Origin of the sequence: Streptococcus suis, from assembly GCF_002964045.1 — a bacterium.
GTDB lineage: Bacteria > Bacillota > Bacilli > Lactobacillales > Streptococcaceae > Streptococcus > Streptococcus suis_U.
This window is the reverse complement of record NZ_POPB01000255.1, coordinates 1-15668: the sequence shown is the minus strand read 5'-3', so window position 1 is coordinate 15668 and position 15668 is coordinate 1. Positions and strand designations below refer to the sequence as shown.

Genomic DNA, 15668 nt, shown 5'->3' with positions numbered 1-15668 from the left:
TGTTTTTCATTGTCAGTTACCAACTTGTCCCAAAGTAAGTTCTACCTTATTTCCTTGTCTCAGTCTAATTTCCAGTTTTGGTGTTAGACTAGAACTTACTTTGAGAATTTTGGCCGCTCAATCAAGCGACGGTTATCTATTGTCAAATGTTTCCCTTTTGAGGTATAATGTTCTTGCATCTCTGTGCCTTTCCTTGTGTTTGTGGTGAACAACAAGTATAGCACAGAGGTGTTTTCTTATACCTTACATCAGATTTCATTTGACACCAGGTACCCTTGAAGCTGTTTTTTCAGCTAAACCAAGGCTATAATTAGCCTTGAGCAACTAGCCTAACAGCTTCAAGCCTGTTATCAAATGAAAACATCAACTTACTCACATATAGTGAAACATCTAATTCTTGACTAAGGTAAGGTGGCTAACTTCATTATAGAACTTTCGGAAGAATTCTGAAATAAAAGTCTTGGGATTTTTTGAATTTTTGAGTAAAAACTCTTGCAATGGCAAGTAGAATCTGGTAGAATGTTCTAGTGCCGTAAAAATTACGGCTGTAGCTTTGATGCAAGAGGTTGCGACACGCTCGGTTGCATTGCCACGCGACTCGTGTTGGTTTTCTTGTGGAGCTAGCCTATTATCTTAAATAGACGAAAAGGAGAAAAAGATGGCAAACAAAAAAATCCGCATCCGCTTGAAAGCGTACGAACACCGTACACTTGATACAGCAGCTGCAAAAATCGTTGAAACTGCAACTCGTACAGGTGCTCAAGTAGCAGGTCCAGTTCCACTTCCAACAGAACGTAGCCTCTACACAATCATCCGTGCGACTCACAAGTATAAAGATTCTCGTGAGCAGTTCGAAATGCGTACACACAAACGTTTGATCGACATCATCAATCCAACTCAAAAAACAGTTGATGCTTTGATGAAATTGGATCTTCCAAGTGGTGTAAACGTAGAAATCAAACTTTAATTGATTTTGAGCATGAAAAACGCTCGTTAAAAACTTTTTAAATACAAAATAAGAAAAGGAATATTTTTCTCATGACAAAAGGAATCTTAGGGAAAAAAGTGGGAATGACTCAAATCTTCACTGAATCTGGTGAATTTATCCCTGTAACTGTCATCGAAGCAACTCCAAACGTTGTTCTTCAAGTGAAAACAGTTGAAACTGATGGTTATGCAGCAGTTCAAGTTGGTTTTGATGACAAACGTGAAGTATTGAGCAACAAACCTGCCAAAGGCCATGTAGCTAAAGCTAACACAGCTCCTAAGCGCTTCATTCGTGAATTCAAAAACATTGAAGGCTTGGAAGTTGGACAAGAAATTACAGTTGAAACTTTCGCAGCTGGTGATGTTGTTGATGTAACTGGTACATCTAAAGGTAAAGGTTTCCAAGGTGTTATCAAACGCCACGGTCAATCACGTGGTCCTATGGCTCACGGTTCTCGTTACCACCGTCGTCCAGGTTCTATGGGTCCTGTTGCACCTAACCGTGTATTCAAAGGTAAAAACCTTGCAGGTCGCATGGGCGGCAACCGTGTAACAATTCAAAACCTTGAAGTTGTACAAGTTGTTCCAGAAAAGAACGTTATCCTTATCAAAGGTAACGTACCAGGTGCTAAGAAATCTCTTATCACTATCAAGTCAGCAGTTAAAGCTGGTAAATAATAAGGAAAGGGGAAATCAGTCGAAATGGCAAACGTAACATTATTTGACCAAACTGGTAAACAAGCTGGTGAAGTAGTTCTTAACGATGCGATCTTTGGTATCGAGCCAAACCAAGCAGTTGTATTTGATGTGATCATCAGCCAACGTGCTAGCCTTCGTCAAGGTACTCACGCAGTTAAAAACCGTTCAGCAGTCTCAGGTGGCGGACGCAAACCATGGCGTCAAAAAGGAACTGGACGTGCTCGTCAAGGTTCTATCCGTTCACCACAATGGCGTGGCGGTGGCGTAGTCTTCGGACCAACACCACGTTCATACGCGTACAAACTTCCACAAAAAGTTCGTCGCTTGGCACTTAAATCTGTTTACTCAGAAAAAGTTGCTGAAAACAAATTTGTAGCTGTTAACTCACTTGAATTCACAGCTCCAAAAACTGCTGAATTTGCAAAAGTACTTGCAGCATTGAGCATTGATTCTAAAGTCCTTGTTATTCTTGAAGAAGGCAACGAATTCGCAGCTCTTTCTGCTCGTAACATCCCAGGAGTTAAAGTTGCAACTGCAACAACTGCAAGCGTACTTGACATCGCAAATGCAGACAAACTTCTTGTAACTCAAGCAGCTATCTCTAAAATTGAGGAGGTTCTTGCATAATGAATTTGTATGATGTTATCAAAAAACCTGTCATCACAGAAAGCTCAATGGGCCAACTCGAAGCAGGCAAGTATGTATTTGAAGTTGACACTCGTGCTCACAAACTCTTGATCAAGCAAGCTGTTGAAGCTGCATTCGAGGGTGTTAAAGTTGCAAATGTTAACACAATCAACGTGAAACCTAAAACAAAACGAGTAGGTCGTTATGTAGGTCGCACAAACAAAGTGAAAAAAGCAATCATCACATTGGCTGCTGATTCAAAAGCGATCGAATTGTTCGCTACAGCTGACGCTGAATAATCAAAGGAGGAATTAACGTGGGTATTAAAGTTTATAAACCAACGACAAATGGCCGTCGTAACATGACTTCTTTGGACTTCGCTGAAATCACAACAAGCACTCCAGAAAAAAGCTTGCTTGTTGCATTGAAAAACAAAGCTGGTCGTAACAACAATGGTCGCATCACTGTTCGTCACCAAGGTGGCGGTCACAAACGTTTCTACCGTTTGGTAGACTTCAAACGTAACAAAGATGGCGTTGAAGCAATCGTTAAAACGATCGAGTACGATCCAAACCGTTCAGCAAACATCGCTCTTGTACACTACACAGACGGTGTTAAAGCTTACATCATTGCTCCTAAAGGTCTTGAAGTTGGTCAACGTATCGTTTCAGGTCCAGAAGCAGATATCAAAGTTGGTAACGCACTTCCACTTGCAAACATCCCAGTCGGTACTGTTGTTCACAACATCGAGTTGAAACCAGGTCGCGGTGGTGAGTTGGTTCGTGCTGCTGGTGCATCTGCACAGGTTCTTGGTCAAGAAGGTAAATACGTTCTTGTTCGCCTTCAATCAGGTGAAGTTCGTATGATCCTTGGTACTTGCCGTGCTACTGTTGGTACTGTAGGTAACGAACAACATGGCCTTGTTAACCTTGGTAAAGCAGGTCGTAGCCGTTGGAAAGGTATCCGTCCAACAGTTCGCGGTTCTGTAATGAACCCTAACGATCACCCACACGGTGGTGGTGAAGGTAAAGCACCAGTTGGTCGTAAAGCACCATCTACACCATGGGGTAAACCAGCTCTTGGTTTGAAAACTCGTAACAAGAAAGCTAAATCTGACAAACTTATCGTTCGTCGTCGCAACCAAAAATAATCTATTCTTAGTTGCTTAGCATTCTATATCATCCGCCAACTCGGTAGCCCGCTATGCGGGCAAGCCGCTGTGGTACATATTTTAAAGGAGAAAACACTAAATGGGACGTAGTCTTAAAAAAGGACCTTTCGTCGATGAGCATTTGATGAAAAAAGTTGAAGCTCAAGCAAACGACGAAAAGAAAAAAGTAATTAAAACTTGGTCACGTCGTTCAACGATCTTCCCAAGTTTCATCGGTTATACAATCGCAGTTTACGATGGACGTAAACACGTACCTGTATACATTCAAGAAGACATGGTAGGTCACAAACTTGGTGAATTTGCACCAACTCGTACTTACAAAGGTCATGCTGCTGACGACAAGAAAACTCGTCGTAAATAATTTAGGAGGAAAACACAATGGCAGAAATTACTTCAGCTAAAGCAACTGCTCGCACAGTACGTGTTTCACCTCGTAAATCACGTCTTGTCTTGGATAACATCCGTGGCAAAAGCGTAGCAGACGCAATCGCAATCTTGAAATTCACACCAAACAAAGCTGCAGGCATTATCGAGGGAGTTTTGAACTCAGCAATCGCTAACGCTGAAAACAACTTTGGTTTGGAAAAAGCTAACTTGGTAGTCAGCGAAGCATTCGCAAACGAAGGACCAACGTTGAAACGTTTCCGTCCACGTGCGAAAGGTTCTGCTTCACCAATTAACAAACGCACAGCTCACATCACTGTAGTTGTGGCAGAGAAATAAGGAGGTAAAAACGTGGGTCAAAAAGTACATCCAATTGGTATGCGTGTTGGCATCATCCGTGATTGGGATGCTAAATGGTATGCTGAAAAAGAATACGCGGATTACCTTCATGAAGATCTTGCAATCCGCAACTTTATCAAAAAAGAATTGGCTGATGCGTCAACATCAACAATCGAAATCGAACGTGCTGTAAATAAAGTAATCGTTTCTATCCACACTGCTAAACCAGGTATGGTTATCGGTAAAGCTGGTAGCAACGTTGATGCACTTCGTGCTCAATTGAACAAATTGACTGGTAAGCAAGTACACATCAACATCATCGAAATCAAACAACCTGATTTGGATGCACACCTCGTTGGTGAGTCAATCGCTCGTCAATTGGAGCAACGTGTGGCATTCCGCCGTGCTCAAAAACAAGCTATCCAACGTGCAATGCGCGCTGGTGCAAAAGGTATCAAAACACAAGTTTCTGGTCGTTTGAACGGTGCTGATATTGCCCGTGCAGAAGGCTACTCAGAAGGAACTGTTCCTCTTCATACACTTCGTGCGGATATCGACTACGCTTGGGAAGAAGCTTTGACAACTTACGGTAAACTTGGTGTTAAAGTATGGATCTACCGTGGTGAAGTTCTTCCAGCTCGTAAAAACACTAAAGGAGGTAAATAACAAATGTTAGTACCTAAACGTGTAAAACACCGTCGTGAATTCCGTGGAAAAATGCGCGGTGAAGCTAAAGGTGGAAAACAAGTAGACTTTGGTCAATACGGTCTTCAAGCAACTACTAGCTCATGGATTACAAACCGCCAAATCGAAGCTGCCCGTATCGCTATGACGCGTTACATGAAACGTGGTGGTAAAGTTTGGATCAAGATCTTCCCACACAAATCATACACTGCTAAAGCTATCGGTGTACGTATGGGTTCTGGTAAAGGTGCTCCTGAAGGTTGGGTAGCTCCAGTTAAACGCGGTAAGGTTATGTTTGAAGTAGCTGGCGTTTCTGAAGAAATTGCACGCGAAGCATTCCGCCTTGCTGGTCACAAATTGCCAGTTAAAGTTAAATTCGTAAAACGTGAAGCAGAATAAGGAGAAGACATGAAACTTCAAGAAATTAAAGATTTTGTAAAAGAACTTCGTGGCCTTTCTCAAGAAGAACTTGCTAAGAAAGAAAACGAATTGAAGAAAGAACTCTTCGAACTTCGTTTCCAAGCTGCTGCTGGTCAACTTGAGCAAACTGCTCGTTTGAACGAAGTGAAGAAACAAATTGCACGTATCAAAACTGTGCAATCTGAAACTAAATAATAGATTGGGAAAGGAGAATTTCAATGGAACGCAATAATCGTAAAGTTCTTGTTGGACGCGTAGTATCTGACAAAATGGACAAAACAATCACAGTTGTAGTTGAAACTAAACGTAACCACCCAGTCTATGGTAAACGTATTAACTACTCTAAAAAGTACAAAGCTCATGATGAAAACAATGTTGCTAAAGAAGGCGATATCGTTCGTATCATGGAAACTCGCCCACTTTCAGCTACAAAACGTTTCCGTCTTGTAGAAGTTGTGGAAGAGGCAGTTATCATTTAATCAACCTGAAAGGAGAAAATTGACATGATTCAAACAGAAACTCGTTTGAAAGTTGCTGACAACAGTGGCGCACGTGAAATCTTGACAATCAAAGTTCTTGGTGGTTCAGGACGTAAATTCGCGAACATCGGCGACATCATCGTTGCTTCAGTAAAACAAGCTACTCCTGGTGGTGCGGTTAAAAAAGGTGACGTTGTTAAAGCCGTTATCGTTCGTACTAAGACAGGTGCTCGTCGTGCTGATGGTTCATACATCAAATTCGATGAGAATGCTGCAGTTATCATCCGTGAAGACAAAAACCCTCGCGGAACTCGTATCTTTGGCCCAGTGGCACGCGAATTGCGTGATGGCGGTTTCATGAAAATCGTTTCATTGGCACCAGAAGTACTTTAATCTAACAAACTAAGTCCCCTGTTATCTCACCAGAGTAACAGGGTGCCCATTAGGGCGTAAGAAATCATAGGAGAAATCAAATGTTTGTAAAAAAAGGCGATAAAGTTCGCGTAATCGCTGGTAAAGACAAAGGCGTTGAAGCAGTTGTCGTAACAGCACTTCCAAAAGTAAACAAAGTTATTGTTGAAGGTGTTAACATCGTTAAGAAACACCAAAAACCAAACAGCGAAAACCCTCAAGGCGCTATCGTTGAAAAAGAAGCTCCAATCCATGTGTCAAACGTTCAAGTTCTTGACAAAAATGGTGTTGCAGGACGCGTTGGTTACAAGTTTGTAGACGGCAAAAAAGTTCGTTACAACAAAAAATCAGGCGAAGTGCTTGATTAATCACGAAGGAAAGGAGAAGTATAATGGCAAATCGTTTAAAAGAAAAATATCTTAATGAAGTAGTTCCTGCTTTGACTGAACAATTTAACTATTCTTCAGTTATGGCTGTGCCAAAAGTTGATAAGATCGTTTTGAACATGGGTGTTGGTGACGCTGTTTCTAACGCTAAAAACCTTGAGAAAGCTGCTCAAGAATTGGCTTTGATCTCAGGTCAAAAACCACTTATCACTAAAGCTAAGAAATCAATCGCCGGCTTCCGTCTTCGTGAGGGTGTTGCGATCGGTGCGAAAGTAACTCTTCGTGGCGAACGTATGTATGAGTTCTTGGACAAATTGGTTACAGTTTCACTTCCACGTGTACGTGACTTCCACGGTGTACCAACTAAGTCATTTGACGGACGTGGTAACTACACACTTGGTGTGAAAGAGCAATTGATCTTCCCAGAAATCAACTTCGATGATGTTGATAAAACTCGCGGTATGGATATCGTTATCGTTACAACTGCTAACACTGACGAAGAATCACGTGCATTGCTTACTGGCCTTGGTATGCCGTTTGCAAAATAAGAGGGAGAGAATAAATGGCTAAAAAATCAATGATCGCTAAGAACAAACGCCCAGCTAAGTTCTCTACACAAGCTTACACACGCTGTGAAAAATGTGGACGTCCACACTCAGTTTACCGCAAATTCAAATTGTGCCGTGTATGCTTCCGCGACTTGGCTTACCTTGGACAAATTCCTGGCGTAACAAAAGCTTCTTGGTAGGAATAACTTGCTATTCCCTTGCAATTCGTTGTCAGCACTTCTGGCCATACCTCAGTATTGCCTGCGAAGTGCTTCCTAGATTTGCTTAGGACTAGCAACTTATTCTATATATACACTTACTACTTGTCCGCAAGGACATCATTAACTAGCAAGTGATTCAATCAAACTGCTAGTAAGAGGAGAAACAACAAATGGTTATGACTGACCCAATTGCAGATTTTTTGACACGTATTCGTAACGCTAACCAAGCAAAACACGAAGTGCTTGAAGTACCTGCATCAAATATCAAAAAAGGTATTGCTACAATCCTTAAAAATGAAGGTTTTGTAAAAAACGTTGAATTCATCGAAGATGACAAACAAGGCATCATCCGCGTATTCTTGAAATACGGACCAAACGGTGAAAAAGTTATCACTAACTTGAAACGCGTTTCAAAACCAGGTCTTCGTGTTTACTCAAAACGTGAAGATATTCCAAAAGTTCTTAACGGACTTGGTATCGCAATCATCTCAACATCAGAAGGTCTTTTGACTGACAAACAAGCTCGTCAAAAGAACGTTGGTGGTGAGGTTATCGCATACGTTTGGTAATTGGATGATACCAAGAGCGTAGTGACCCAAGTGAAAATAGGGAATCAAACGAAGAATACTTGCATTCAAGTTTGATTTATCTTTTTCACACAGGTCACAGCTCGGGTTCAAATCTAATAATCTGATTTGAAGGTATCATAAAACCAAACTAGAACAAGATTCACTAATTGAACACGCCTACAACTCTTTGAAAAAAGATAAACTCTCCTTAGATGCTCAAGCATCAGCAGTCGAGTTTCCTATTTTTCTTCGAGTTGCTTAACGGCTTTGTATCTTGTTCACCCCGTGAAAACTAGTCGCTTGACGGCTTGATAATTTAACAGGAGAATTAAAAAATATGTCACGTATTGGTAATAAAGTAATTATATTGCCTGCTGGTGTTGAGCTTGCTCAAAACAACGGTGTGGTAACTGTAAAAGGACCTAAAGGGGAATTGACTCGTGAATTCCCAACTGCTATTGAAATCCGTGTGGAAGGTACAGAAGTTACTCTTCACCGTCCAAACGATTCAAAAGAAATGAAGACTATTCACGGTACTAGCCGTGCTAACCTCAACAACATGGTTGTTGGTGTTTCTGAAGGCTTCAAAAAAGAACTTGAAATGCGTGGTGTCGGTTATCGTGCTCAATTGGCTGGTAACAAATTGACACTTGCTGTTGGTAAATCACATCCAGATGAAGTGGTTGCACCAGAAGGTATCACATTTGAAGTTCCAACACCAACACAAATCGTCGTGTCTGGTATCAACAAAGAAGTTGTTGGTCAAACAGCAGCTTATATCCGTAGCCTTCGTGCTCCTGAGCCATACAAAGGTAAAGGTATCCGCTACGTTGGTGAATTCGTTCGCCGTAAAGAAGGTAAAACAGGTAAATAATAGCTTGCTGAGGTGGCTTAGCCACCTGGCTGACTATTTCTCAAATTGTTTCGTAAGAAACAGAATCATACATTAAGAGGTGAATATTGTGATTTCAAAACCAGATAAAAACAAAATCCGCCAAAAACGCCACCGTCGCGTTCGCGGTAAAATCTCTGGAACTGCTGCTCGCCCACGTTTGAACATTTTCCGTTCTAATACAGGCATCTACGCTCAAGTGATTGATGACGTAGCGGGTGTAACGCTCGCAAGCGCTTCTACTCTTGATAAAGAAGTTTCAAAAGGTACTAAGACAGAACAAGCTGTTGTTGTAGGTAAACTCGTTGCTGAACGCGCGGTAGCTAAAGGTATTTCTGAAGTGGTCTTTGACCGCGGTGGATATCTCTATCACGGACGTGTGAAAGCTTTGGCTGAATCAGCTCGTGAAAACGGATTGAAATTCTAATAGGGAGGACACTAAGAAATGGCATTCAAAGATAACGCAGTTGAAATTGAAGAACGCGTAGTAGCCATCAACCGTGTTACAAAAGTTGTTAAAGGTGGACGTCGTCTTCGTTTTGCAGCTCTTGTGGTTGTTGGTGACCGTAACGGTCGTGTAGGTTTCGGTACTGGTAAAGCTCAAGAAGTACCAGAAGCTATCCGTAAAGCAGTTGAATCTGCTAAGAAAAACATGATTGAAGTACCAATGGTTGGTACAACAATCCCTCACGAAGTTCGCTCAGAATTTGGCGGCGCTCGTGTATTGTTGAAACCTGCTTCAGAAGGTTCTGGGGTTGCTGCCGGTGGTGCAACTCGTGCCGTAATCGAATTGGCAGGTATCGCAGATGTGACTTCTAAGTCACTTGGTTCAAACACACCAATCAACATCGTTCGCGCAACAGTTGAAGGTTTGAAACAATTGAAACGTGCTGAAGAAGTGGCTGCACTTCGTGGCATCTCAGTTTCTGATTTAGCATAAGAAAGGAGATACTCATGGCTCAAATTAAAATCACTTTGACTAAGTCTCCAATCGGTCGCAAACCAGAACAACGTAAAACAGTTGTTGCACTTGGACTTGGTAAATTGAACTCTTCAGTTGTTAAAGAAGATAACCCAGCTATTCTTGGAATGGTTAACGCTATCTCTCACTTGGTAACTGTAGAAGAAGTTAAATAATCTAACAAATAGACTAAGTCGCATAGAGAAATCTTTGCGACTTCTAGTCAATTTAATAATAGAAGCGAGTTTGTGGATGAAGACTCTTGTAGTCCACAGGCGCTAGCATATAAAAGAGGAGAAAAATAATAATGAAACTTCATGAATTGCAACCTGCAACAGGTTCTCGTAAAGTCCGCAACCGTGTAGGTCGTGGTACTTCATCAGGTAACGGTAAAACTTCTGGCCGTGGTCAAAAAGGTCAAAAAGCTCGTAGCGGTGGCGGTGTACGTCCAGGTTTTGAGGGTGGACAAACTCCATTGTTCCGTCGTCTTCCAAAACGTGGTTTCACAAACATCAACGCTAAAGAGTACGCAATCGTTAACCTTGATCAATTGAACGCTTTTGAAGATGGTGCAGAAGTAACACCAGTTGTACTTATCGAAGCTGGAATCGTTAAAGCTGAAAAATCAGGTGTTAAAATCCTTGGTAACGGCGAATTGACGAAGAAATTGACAGTTAAAGCTGCTAAATTCTCTAAATCAGCTGAAGAAGCAATCACTTCTAAAGGTGGCTCAGTAGAAGTCATCTAAGAGGTGACAGCCTATGTTTTTTAAACTTTTAAAAGATGCATTAAAGGTAAAGTTAGTACGTAGTAAAATTCTATTTACTATTTTTATCCTTTTTATCTTCCGAGTAGGAACCCATATCACAGTACCTGGAGTTAACGCGAAAAGCTTAGAAGCTTTATCAAATGTTCCGTTTTTAAACATGCTCAGTTTGGTTTCCGGAAATGCAATGAGAAATTTTTCGGTTTTTGCATTAGGTGTCAGCCCCTACATTACTGCATCGATTATCGTTCAACTTTTGCAAATGGATATTTTGCCTAAGTTTGTGGAATGGAGTCGACAAGGTGAAGTTGGTCGTCGAAAACTAAATCAAGCAACGCGTTATATTTCCTTAGTATTGGCATTTGTGCAATCAATTGGTATTACAGCAGGTTTTAATGCTTTATCAGGTGCTAAATTAACCAATATGCCATTGAATTGGCAGACATATTTATTAATTGGTTCAATTCTAACAACTGGTTCTGTTATTGTAACTTGGTTAGGTGAGCAAATTTCTGACAAAGGTTATGGTAATGGTACATCAATGATCATCTTCGCGGGTATCATTTCATCCTTACCTGGCACATTTTATGAAATCTACATTGATCGTTTTGTGAACATTGAGTCGAGTCGTTTAGGACAATCTGCAATTTACGTTGCTGCTTTAGTTGTATTAATCTTTTTTGTAATTTACTTTACAACCTTTGTTCAACAAGCAGAGTATAAACTACCGATTCAATATACAAAACGTGCACAAGGCGCACCATCTAGTTCATATTTGCCGTTAAAATTGAATCCAGCCGGAGTTATTCCAGTTATTTTTGCAGGATCTATTACAGCAGTTCCGACATCGCTGATTCAATATTTTGCCAGTCAAAACAGAAGTGCTGGATGGCTTTTAGCTGTACAAGAATATTTTGATTATTCGACAGTTAAGGGAATGATTGTGTATGCAGGCTTGATTATCGCCTTTACATTCTTCTACACATTCGTTCAAGTCAATCCAGAAAAGACAGCAGAGAGTCTGCAAAAGAGTGCAGCTTATATCCATGGTGTACGCCCGGGTAACGGTACAGAGCAGTACCTATCTAAACTTTTAACTAGATTAGCTGTAGTTGGTGCTCTATTCCTAAGTTTTGTCGCACTTCTACCAATTCTTGCACAGAATCTCTTTGGGCTATCCTCAAACATTGCATTCCTTGGTACGAGTTTGATCATCGTTATCTCAACAAGTATCGAAGGGATTAAGCAGTTGGAAGGTTACCTTCTTAAGAGAAAATATGTAGGATTCTTGGATATTACAGAATAGAATATAGGTTGACCTAGTCAACCTTCTATTTTGTTTTTAGATAAGTTTGTCAATAGTGGCAAATTTATGTGAAAACAAAATAAGGAGTTTGTCATGAATCTTTTAATTATGGGTTTACCAGGTGCTGGTAAAGGAACACAAGCGGCTAAGATTGTTGAGAAATTTAATGTTGCTCACATTTCTACGGGTGATATGTTCCGTGCGGCAATGGCTAATCAAACTGAGATGGGTGTATTGGCCAAGTCTTATATTGACAAGGGTGATTTAGTACCTGATGAAGTGACCAATGGTATTGTTAAAGAACGGTTAGTTCAAGATGATATCAAAGAAAAAGGTTTCTTGTTGGACGGTTATCCACGTACTATCGAGCAAGCCCATGCACTAGATGCTAACTTAGCAGAGCTTGGTATCGAGTTGCAAGGGGTTATCAATATTGAAATCGATCCATCCAAATTAATTGAACGCTTAAGTGGTCGTATCATACATAAGGAAACAGGTGAAACATTCCATAAGGTATTTAATCCACCAGTAGGGGATTACAAGGAGGAAGATTTCTACCAACGAGAAGACGATAAGCCAGAATCTGTCAAACGCCGTTTAGAAGTGAACATTGCACAAGGTCAACCGATTATTGACCACTATCGTGCCAAAGGTTTGGTTCACGATATCGAAGGTGATCAGGATATCGAACTTGTTTTCCAAGCAATTGATGATGTTCTATCAAAATTGCAATAAACTTAATAGATATGGCTTGCATTTTAATTAAAAAAATGATAAACTAGCCTAGTCTGACTTATAATTGTTACCTCTGTGTACAGAGGGCATCAAATCGATATTTAGAGAGGGGATACTTTTGCATGGCAAAAGAAGATGTGATTGAAATTGAAGGCAAAGTAGTCGATACAATGCCAAATGCTATGTTTACTGTTGAGTTGGAAAACGGACACCAAGTCCTTGCAACTGTTTCTGGTAAAATCCGTAAGAACTACATTCGTATTTTGGTCGGTGACCGCGTAACTGTTGAGCTTAGTCCATACGACTTGACACGTGGACGTATCACATACCGCTTTAAATAGTCGAAATACTTGGAGGGATTAAACATGAAAGTAAGACCATCGGTCAAACCAATTTGCGAATACTGTAAAGTAATTCGTCGTAATGGTCGTGTTATGGTGATTTGCCCAGCAAACCCTAAACACAAGCAACGTCAAGGTTAAAATATAGAAAGGAGAAAACATGGCTCGTATTGCTGGAGTTGACATTCCAAATGACAAACGTGTAGTTATTTCATTGACTTATGTTTACGGTATCGGTCTCGCAACTTCTAAGAAGATTCTTGCTGCTGCAGGTATTTCAGAAGATGTTCGTGTAAAAGACTTGACATCTGATCAAGAAGATGCTATCCGTCGTGAAGTTGATGCAATCAAAGTTGAAGGTGACCTCCGTCGTGAAGTTAACTTGAACATCAAACGTTTGATGGAAATCGGTTCATACCGTGGTATCCGTCACCGTCGTGGACTTCCTGTCCGTGGACAAAACACTAAAAACAATGCCCGCACTCGTAAAGGTAAAGCTGTTGCGATTGCAGGTAAGAAAAAATAATATAGGAGGTAGAAAAATTGGCTAAACCAACACGTAAACGTCGTGTGAAAAAGAATATCGAATCTGGTATTGCTCATATTCACGCAACATTTAATAACACTATTGTTATGATTACTGATGTGCATGGTAACGCTATTGCTTGGTCATCAGCTGGTGCTCTTGGTTTCAAAGGTTCTCGTAAATCTACACCATTTGCTGCTCAAATGGCTGCTGAAGCTGCTGCTAAATCTTCACAAGAACACGGTCTTAAAACAGTTGAAGTTACCGTTAAAGGCCCAGGTTCAGGTCGTGAGTCTGCTATCCGCGCTCTTGCTGCCGCTGGTCTTGAAGTAACAGCAATTCGTGATGTGACTCCTGTACCACACAATGGTGCTCGTCCTCCAAAACGTCGCCGTGTATAATCATACATTCCATACACAGCTTTTCGTTTAAGAGGGAGTAAGAAATGATTGAGTTTGAAAAACCAACAATAACAAAAATTGATGAAAATAAAGATTACGGCAGATTTGTTGTCGAACCGTTAGAACGCGGTTACGGAACAACTCTTGGTAACTCTCTTCGTCGTGTACTTCTTGCTTCACTTCCAGGTGCTGCAGTAACATCAATCAAGATTGATGGTGTACTCCACGAATTCGACACAGTTCCAGGTGTTCGTGAAGATGTTATGCAAATTATTCTTAACATCAAAGGCATTGCTGTAAAATCTTATGTCGAAGACGAAAAGACGATTGAACTTGATGTGGTAGGTCCAGCTGAAGTTACAGCGGGAGATATTCTTACAGATAGTGACATTGAAATTGTAAACCCTGACCATTATCTATTTACTATTGCTGATGGAGCAACATTTAAAGCTGTTCTGACTGTAAATTCAGGTCGTGGCTATGTACCTGCTGAGGGCAATAAAAAGGATGATGCATCTGTGGGAACACTTGCTGTAGATTCTATCTACACGCCGGTGAAAAAAGTCAATTATCAAGTTGAGCCAGCTCGAGTTGGTAGCAACGATGGTTTTGACAAACTGACACTTGAAATCAACACGAATGGCACGATTATTCCGGAAGATGCTTTAGGTCTTTCTGCTCGTATTTTGATGGAGCACTTGGGTCTATTTACAGACTTGACTGAGGTTGCAAAATCAGCAGAAGTTATGAAAGAAACTGAAGTTACATCTGACGATCGTATGCTTGATCGTACAATTGAAGAATTGGACCTTTCTGTTCGCTCATATAACTGTTTGAAACGTGCAGGTATTAATACTGTGTTTGATTTGACAGAGAAAACTGAGCCAGAAATGATGAAAGTGCGTAATCTTGGACGTAAGAGTCTCGAAGAGGTCAAAGTAAAATTGGCTGACTTAGGTCTAGGATTGAAAAAAGATAAATAATATAGGAGGAAATCATGGCATACCGTAAACTAGGACGCACTAGCTCACAACGTAAAGCAATGTTGCGCGATTTGACAACTGACCTTTTGATCAACGAATCAATCGTTACAACTGAAGCTCGTGCTAAAGAAATCCGTAAAACAGTTGAAAAAATGATCACACTTGGTAAACGTGGTGACTTGCACGCACGTCGTCAAGCTGCTGCATTTGTTCGTAACGAAATCGCATCTGAAAACTATGATGAAGCTACTGATAAGTACACTGCTACTACAGCTCTTCAAAAATTGTTCTCAGAGATTGCTCCTCGTTATGCAGAACGCAATGGTGGATATACTCGTATCCTCAAAACTGAACCACGTCGTGGTGATGCTGCCCCAATGGCAATTATCGAACTTGTATAAGATCATCAATTTTGTTGAGTGTTATGATGATGGGATTCCTTTTGAATTCTTAGTCTAGCTCTGGTCTGCCGCTGGATATTTTCCAGCGGTAACACTCATCATATTGTCTGGACGCTTGTTTACGAAATTACTCTAGGTTAGAATAATTTCGTAAGCAGGCGTTTTAATTTTGCATACAATTTGATATACTTTAAAGGGCTCTTTGTCAACTGTAGTGGGTAGATGAAAAGCTAACACCTAGAGAGGACGAAATTGGTTCTCTCTTTCTTTATGTTCAAGGCAATCAAAATCCGTTTTCTAAAGTTTTCAAAGTTCCTAAAACCAAAGGCATTTCTTTTAATGACTTTGATGAGATTATTGGTAGCTTCCAGTTTGGCGTTGGAATAAGGCAATTCCATAGCGTTTAAAACCTTGTCTTTATCCTTTAGAAA

At 40.7% G+C, this 15668-nt stretch carries 30 protein-coding genes; 29 read left to right on the top strand and 1 reads right to left on the bottom strand.

Annotated elements, in window-relative coordinates:
* Positions 1 to 658 precede the first annotated feature (658 nt).
* From rpsJ to rplQ, 29 genes are all read left to right on the top strand, one after another.
* Positions 659 to 967: a 30S ribosomal protein S10 gene (gene rpsJ, locus C1E99_RS03135; RefSeq protein WP_002939332.1), complete on the top strand. Its 309-nt coding sequence runs from the start codon at positions 659 to 661 to the stop codon at positions 965 to 967.
* A gap of 71 nt (positions 968 to 1038) precedes the next feature.
* Complete coding sequence (gene rplC, locus C1E99_RS03130) at positions 1039 to 1665, top strand: 50S ribosomal protein L3 (protein WP_011921686.1); 627 nt, start codon at positions 1039 to 1041, stop codon at positions 1663 to 1665.
* Positions 1666 to 1689: 24 nt separating this feature from the next.
* Positions 1690 to 2313, top strand: coding sequence for a 50S ribosomal protein L4 (rplD, locus tag C1E99_RS03125; protein ID WP_004195490.1), 624 nt, complete (start codon positions 1690 to 1692; stop codon positions 2311 to 2313).
* A complete protein-coding gene (locus tag C1E99_RS03120; protein WP_004195491.1) occupies positions 2313 to 2612 on the top strand; it encodes a 50S ribosomal protein L23 in 300 nt (99 codons plus the stop codon). Before rplD ends, C1E99_RS03120 begins: the two co-directional genes overlap by 1 nt.
* A gap of 17 nt (positions 2613 to 2629) precedes the next feature.
* Positions 2630 to 3463, top strand: coding sequence for a 50S ribosomal protein L2 (gene rplB, locus C1E99_RS03115; protein ID WP_024377071.1), 834 nt, complete (start codon positions 2630 to 2632; stop codon positions 3461 to 3463).
* A gap of 100 nt (positions 3464 to 3563) precedes the next feature.
* Positions 3564 to 3845: a 30S ribosomal protein S19 gene (gene rpsS / locus C1E99_RS03110; protein WP_000533766.1), complete on the top strand. Its 282-nt coding sequence runs from the start codon at positions 3564 to 3566 to the stop codon at positions 3843 to 3845.
* Between the two features lie 17 nt (positions 3846 to 3862).
* Positions 3863 to 4207 (top strand): 50S ribosomal protein L22, encoded by a 345-nt coding sequence (rplV, locus tag C1E99_RS03105; RefSeq protein WP_002936662.1) that lies wholly within the window; start codon positions 3863 to 3865, stop codon positions 4205 to 4207.
* A 12-nt stretch (positions 4208 to 4219) separates the two neighbouring features.
* Positions 4220 to 4873: a 30S ribosomal protein S3 gene (rpsC, locus tag C1E99_RS03100; RefSeq protein WP_002936661.1), complete on the top strand. Its 654-nt coding sequence runs from the start codon at positions 4220 to 4222 to the stop codon at positions 4871 to 4873.
* 3 nt (positions 4874 to 4876) lie between these two features.
* Complete coding sequence (gene rplP, locus C1E99_RS03095) at positions 4877 to 5290, top strand: 50S ribosomal protein L16 (RefSeq protein ID WP_002936660.1); 414 nt, start codon at positions 4877 to 4879, stop codon at positions 5288 to 5290.
* A 9-nt stretch (positions 5291 to 5299) separates the two neighbouring features.
* On the top strand, positions 5300 to 5506 hold the full coding sequence (rpmC, locus tag C1E99_RS03090; protein WP_002936659.1) for a 50S ribosomal protein L29: 207 nt from the start codon (positions 5300 to 5302) through the stop codon (positions 5504 to 5506).
* Positions 5507 to 5529: 23 nt separating this feature from the next.
* Positions 5530 to 5790, top strand: coding sequence for a 30S ribosomal protein S17 (rpsQ, locus tag C1E99_RS03085; protein WP_000440801.1), 261 nt, complete (start codon positions 5530 to 5532; stop codon positions 5788 to 5790).
* Positions 5791 to 5814: 24 nt separating this feature from the next.
* Positions 5815 to 6183 (top strand): 50S ribosomal protein L14, encoded by a 369-nt coding sequence (gene rplN / locus C1E99_RS03080; protein ID WP_002936658.1) that lies wholly within the window; start codon positions 5815 to 5817, stop codon positions 6181 to 6183.
* 80 nt (positions 6184 to 6263) lie between these two features.
* Entirely contained in the window at positions 6264 to 6569 is a 306-nt protein-coding gene (gene rplX / locus C1E99_RS03075; RefSeq protein WP_002936656.1) for a 50S ribosomal protein L24, read from the top strand.
* Between the two features lie 23 nt (positions 6570 to 6592).
* Positions 6593 to 7135: a 50S ribosomal protein L5 gene (gene rplE / locus C1E99_RS03070; protein ID WP_002936653.1), complete on the top strand. Its 543-nt coding sequence runs from the start codon at positions 6593 to 6595 to the stop codon at positions 7133 to 7135.
* 14 nt (positions 7136 to 7149) lie between these two features.
* A complete protein-coding gene (locus C1E99_RS03065) occupies positions 7150 to 7335 on the top strand; it encodes a type Z 30S ribosomal protein S14 (RefSeq protein ID WP_002936651.1) in 186 nt (61 codons plus the stop codon).
* Between the two features lie 191 nt (positions 7336 to 7526).
* Entirely contained in the window at positions 7527 to 7925 is a 399-nt protein-coding gene (rpsH, locus tag C1E99_RS03060; protein ID WP_002936647.1) for a 30S ribosomal protein S8, read from the top strand.
* Positions 7926 to 8262: 337 nt separating this feature from the next.
* A complete protein-coding gene (gene rplF / locus C1E99_RS03050; protein WP_105206551.1) occupies positions 8263 to 8799 on the top strand; it encodes a 50S ribosomal protein L6 in 537 nt (178 codons plus the stop codon).
* A gap of 88 nt (positions 8800 to 8887) precedes the next feature.
* Positions 8888 to 9244, top strand: coding sequence for a 50S ribosomal protein L18 (gene rplR, locus C1E99_RS03045; protein WP_002936641.1), 357 nt, complete (start codon positions 8888 to 8890; stop codon positions 9242 to 9244).
* Positions 9245 to 9262: 18 nt separating this feature from the next.
* Positions 9263 to 9757 (top strand): 30S ribosomal protein S5, encoded by a 495-nt coding sequence (gene rpsE, locus C1E99_RS03040; RefSeq protein ID WP_002936639.1) that lies wholly within the window; start codon positions 9263 to 9265, stop codon positions 9755 to 9757.
* Positions 9758 to 9771: 14 nt separating this feature from the next.
* Entirely contained in the window at positions 9772 to 9954 is a 183-nt protein-coding gene (rpmD, locus tag C1E99_RS03035; protein WP_002936638.1) for a 50S ribosomal protein L30, read from the top strand.
* Between the two features lie 131 nt (positions 9955 to 10085).
* Positions 10086 to 10526 (top strand): 50S ribosomal protein L15, encoded by a 441-nt coding sequence (gene rplO, locus C1E99_RS03030; RefSeq protein WP_105107796.1) that lies wholly within the window; start codon positions 10086 to 10088, stop codon positions 10524 to 10526.
* A gap of 13 nt (positions 10527 to 10539) precedes the next feature.
* Complete coding sequence (gene secY / locus C1E99_RS03025; RefSeq protein ID WP_105107795.1) at positions 10540 to 11850, top strand: preprotein translocase subunit SecY; 1311 nt, start codon at positions 10540 to 10542, stop codon at positions 11848 to 11850.
* Positions 11851 to 11943: 93 nt separating this feature from the next.
* A complete protein-coding gene (locus tag C1E99_RS03020; protein ID WP_105107794.1) occupies positions 11944 to 12585 on the top strand; it encodes an adenylate kinase in 642 nt (213 codons plus the stop codon).
* A 122-nt stretch (positions 12586 to 12707) separates the two neighbouring features.
* Positions 12708 to 12926: a translation initiation factor IF-1 gene (gene infA / locus C1E99_RS03015; RefSeq protein WP_002936627.1), complete on the top strand. Its 219-nt coding sequence runs from the start codon at positions 12708 to 12710 to the stop codon at positions 12924 to 12926.
* Positions 12927 to 12950: 24 nt separating this feature from the next.
* The gene (rpmJ, locus tag C1E99_RS03010) at positions 12951 to 13067 is read left to right on the top strand and encodes a 50S ribosomal protein L36 (RefSeq protein ID WP_001808836.1); all 117 of its coding nucleotides are present in this window, start codon (positions 12951 to 12953) and stop codon (positions 13065 to 13067) included.
* Positions 13068 to 13086: 19 nt separating this feature from the next.
* Positions 13087 to 13452, top strand: a complete 366-nt coding sequence (gene rpsM / locus C1E99_RS03005; RefSeq protein ID WP_002936622.1) for a 30S ribosomal protein S13 — start codon at positions 13087 to 13089, stop codon at positions 13450 to 13452.
* A gap of 17 nt (positions 13453 to 13469) precedes the next feature.
* Positions 13470 to 13853 (top strand): 30S ribosomal protein S11, encoded by a 384-nt coding sequence (rpsK, locus tag C1E99_RS03000; protein ID WP_105206550.1) that lies wholly within the window; start codon positions 13470 to 13472, stop codon positions 13851 to 13853.
* A 44-nt stretch (positions 13854 to 13897) separates the two neighbouring features.
* On the top strand, positions 13898 to 14836 hold the full coding sequence (locus C1E99_RS02995; protein ID WP_105206549.1) for a DNA-directed RNA polymerase subunit alpha: 939 nt from the start codon (positions 13898 to 13900) through the stop codon (positions 14834 to 14836).
* A gap of 14 nt (positions 14837 to 14850) precedes the next feature.
* On the top strand, positions 14851 to 15237 hold the full coding sequence (rplQ, locus tag C1E99_RS02990) for a 50S ribosomal protein L17 (RefSeq protein ID WP_024532345.1): 387 nt from the start codon (positions 14851 to 14853) through the stop codon (positions 15235 to 15237).
* Positions 15238 to 15467: 230 nt separating this feature from the next.
* Here the strand turns inward: rplQ and C1E99_RS02985 are convergent.
* Positions 15468 to 15668: transposase (locus tag C1E99_RS02985; protein WP_161943210.1), on the bottom strand; the 201-nt coding region annotated here is incomplete at its 5' end.

Excerpts from the sequence above, each read along its gene's own strand:
- rpsJ (WP_002939332.1), top strand. The coding sequence starts at position 659 with ATGGCAAACAAAAAAATCCGCATCCGCTTGAAAGCGTACGAACACCGT.
- rplC (WP_011921686.1), top strand. The coding sequence starts at position 1,039 with ATGACAAAAGGAATCTTAGGGAAAAAAGTGGGAATGACTCAAATCTTC.
- rplD (WP_004195490.1), top strand. The coding sequence starts at position 1,690 with ATGGCAAACGTAACATTATTTGACCAAACTGGTAAACAAGCTGGTGAA.
- C1E99_RS03120 (WP_004195491.1), top strand. The coding sequence starts at position 2,313 with ATGAATTTGTATGATGTTATCAAAAAACCTGTCATCACAGAAAGCTCA.
- rpsS (WP_000533766.1), top strand. The coding sequence starts at position 3,564 with ATGGGACGTAGTCTTAAAAAAGGACCTTTCGTCGATGAGCATTTGATG.
- rplV (WP_002936662.1), top strand. The coding sequence starts at position 3,863 with ATGGCAGAAATTACTTCAGCTAAAGCAACTGCTCGCACAGTACGTGTT.
- rplP (WP_002936660.1), top strand. The coding sequence starts at position 4,877 with ATGTTAGTACCTAAACGTGTAAAACACCGTCGTGAATTCCGTGGAAAA.
- rpmC (WP_002936659.1), top strand. The coding sequence starts at position 5,300 with ATGAAACTTCAAGAAATTAAAGATTTTGTAAAAGAACTTCGTGGCCTT.
- rpsQ (WP_000440801.1), top strand. The coding sequence starts at position 5,530 with ATGGAACGCAATAATCGTAAAGTTCTTGTTGGACGCGTAGTATCTGAC.
- rplN (WP_002936658.1), top strand. The coding sequence starts at position 5,815 with ATGATTCAAACAGAAACTCGTTTGAAAGTTGCTGACAACAGTGGCGCA.
- rplX (WP_002936656.1), top strand. The coding sequence starts at position 6,264 with ATGTTTGTAAAAAAAGGCGATAAAGTTCGCGTAATCGCTGGTAAAGAC.
- rplE (WP_002936653.1), top strand. The coding sequence starts at position 6,593 with ATGGCAAATCGTTTAAAAGAAAAATATCTTAATGAAGTAGTTCCTGCT.
- C1E99_RS03065 (WP_002936651.1), top strand. The coding sequence starts at position 7,150 with ATGGCTAAAAAATCAATGATCGCTAAGAACAAACGCCCAGCTAAGTTC.
- rpsH (WP_002936647.1), top strand. The coding sequence starts at position 7,527 with ATGGTTATGACTGACCCAATTGCAGATTTTTTGACACGTATTCGTAAC.
- rplF (WP_105206551.1), top strand. The coding sequence starts at position 8,263 with ATGTCACGTATTGGTAATAAAGTAATTATATTGCCTGCTGGTGTTGAG.
- rpsE (WP_002936639.1), top strand. The coding sequence starts at position 9,263 with ATGGCATTCAAAGATAACGCAGTTGAAATTGAAGAACGCGTAGTAGCC.
- rpmD (WP_002936638.1), top strand. The coding sequence starts at position 9,772 with ATGGCTCAAATTAAAATCACTTTGACTAAGTCTCCAATCGGTCGCAAA.
- rplO (WP_105107796.1), top strand. The coding sequence starts at position 10,086 with ATGAAACTTCATGAATTGCAACCTGCAACAGGTTCTCGTAAAGTCCGC.
- secY (WP_105107795.1), top strand. The coding sequence starts at position 10,540 with ATGTTTTTTAAACTTTTAAAAGATGCATTAAAGGTAAAGTTAGTACGT.
- C1E99_RS03020 (WP_105107794.1), top strand. The coding sequence starts at position 11,944 with ATGAATCTTTTAATTATGGGTTTACCAGGTGCTGGTAAAGGAACACAA.
- infA (WP_002936627.1), top strand. The coding sequence starts at position 12,708 with ATGGCAAAAGAAGATGTGATTGAAATTGAAGGCAAAGTAGTCGATACA.
- rpmJ (WP_001808836.1), top strand. The coding sequence starts at position 12,951 with ATGAAAGTAAGACCATCGGTCAAACCAATTTGCGAATACTGTAAAGTA.
- rpsM (WP_002936622.1), top strand. The coding sequence starts at position 13,087 with ATGGCTCGTATTGCTGGAGTTGACATTCCAAATGACAAACGTGTAGTT.
- C1E99_RS02995 (WP_105206549.1), top strand. The coding sequence starts at position 13,898 with ATGATTGAGTTTGAAAAACCAACAATAACAAAAATTGATGAAAATAAA.
- rplQ (WP_024532345.1), top strand. The coding sequence starts at position 14,851 with ATGGCATACCGTAAACTAGGACGCACTAGCTCACAACGTAAAGCAATG.